At 42.1% G+C, this 1,678-nt stretch carries 3 protein-coding genes; all 3 read right to left on the bottom strand.

Annotation, left to right across the window (positions count from 1 at the left end):
* The coding region (locus tag VXQ92_RS16950) for an amidase family protein (protein WP_416682601.1) at nucleotides 1-1,073 on the bottom strand (1,073 nt) is incomplete at its 3' end.
* 12 nt (nucleotides 1,074-1,085) lie between these two features.
* Nucleotides 1,086-1,520, bottom strand: a complete 435-nt coding sequence (locus VXQ92_RS16945; RefSeq protein WP_001118704.1) for a CopG family ribbon-helix-helix protein — start codon at nucleotides 1,518-1,520, stop codon at nucleotides 1,086-1,088.
* 4 nt (nucleotides 1,521-1,524) lie between these two features.
* Nucleotides 1,525-1,650, bottom strand: coding sequence for a hypothetical protein (locus VXQ92_RS16940; RefSeq protein WP_265643198.1), 126 nt, complete (start codon nucleotides 1,648-1,650; stop codon nucleotides 1,525-1,527).
* Nucleotides 1,651-1,678 lie beyond the last annotated feature (28 nt).

Here is a 1,678-nt window from a genome sequence, read left to right as displayed (position 1 = left end):
AAAGGTTGTAATGCCAAATTAATTTTTCGAGCTAGTACGGCGCGGTTATATTCGGCTTGAAGTGCATCTGTTGCCTTGAAATTATCTGCCTGCGCAATAATCTGGGCAATGACTGGATGAGCCTTTTCACGTGTTGTCATGCGTTCAACGGCGACTGTTCTTTCAGCCACCCAAGCATCGTTATACAGTGCGGCAGCAAGCTCATTAAACGCACTGAAATCAATACTCTCAACTTCGTAACCCAGTTTTTGAACACGCTCGACTGCAACTAAAAAGGCTTTTTCAGATTCTATATCACCATAAAACTCAAGCTGAGCTGGAATAGCTATTTTTCGTTTAGAAAATTGAGTTGGTACATTGGCTGGATGTATTCGTGAATATTCATCTGTTTCATCGTAGCCCTGCATTAAACTGGCAACTGTCCACGCATCATCAATATGCAGCGCAAAAATAGAAATGACATCAATAGTCCGACATGCAGGAATTAAACCTGTGGTAGAAAACCAGCCCTTTGTCGGCTTAAGACCCACAATATTGTTATGGCCTGCAGGAACACGACCTGAACCCGCCGTGTCTGTCCCCAAACTAAAAGGCACAATACCGTTGGCGACCACTACCGAAGAACCAGAGCTTGAACCACCACTAATATATTCGGGGTTAAAACTATTTTTTACTGCACCATAGGGCGAGCGAACGCCAACTAGTCCCGTTGCAAACTGATCGAGATTAGTTTTACCAACCACAATTGCCCCTGCTTTTTTTAGTTTGGCAACGACGGTAGCATCTTGGTTTGCTAAATATTGAATCTCTTTACATGCAGCAGTAGTGTGAAAGCCAGCGACATCAATGTTGTCTTTAACTGCAAATGGCACACCATATAGAGGTAAGTCAGCAATATTCTGGTCTTTTAAAACATCAATTTGTGCCTGAATCTGCTCGTTCGATGAAATTTCAATCCATGCATGATCATCATTTTTAATTTCTGCCACATAGCCAATCAGATCTGCAAGATGGATTTGCCCGTTTTGATATGCTGTTTTCCAGTCTTGGATGGTCCATAAATTTTTCAACACGCTACTCCTCATTTAGTCATTTTGCTGTATAGGCGGCATAACGGCATCCATCAGTTCTAGATGTCCTTTGATCACCCCTTTCAGCACAATAAATTGCTGGCTAATTTGTCTAAGCTCAGAACTCGCACCCTGCATTAACATGACTTGCAATATCTTTTGTTGGTCGAGCTGAATATGAAGTGAACTAATCACCTGTGCTAAAAACTGTTGTTGTAAATCGACCAATTGATTGCGCAAGGTCATTTGGCTAGCGTCATAAAGCAGCGTTAATGTGCCCACCATGACTTCATTAGCCTGTGCTTGCTCTGCAATCAGGTGTTTATTAATCATGTCGACAATGGCTTGCGAGCGACTTTCATAGTTCTGTTCGACAATTTTTTGGTCGAGCGCGTTGAGGGTCGATTCAGGTACGGTAATACTGATTCGAGCAAGCTTTTGTTTTGCCACAGTCTTATCCTTTTGTTTTAGGCAGCTGATTGTTTTGTTTGATATATACGCCTGCACGTACGCTGAGTAATTCGACTAAAAAGGCTTTTATAGTTTGCTTTGGTTGAGCCACGGGTTTTACATCATTCATATCACACCTCTAGCTTGGTATTACCAAA

The sequence above is a fragment of the Acinetobacter sp. 228 genome (assembly GCF_048147885.1).
The sequence above is the reverse complement of the archived record's forward strand: the minus strand, read 5'-3'. Positions and strand labels throughout refer to the sequence as shown.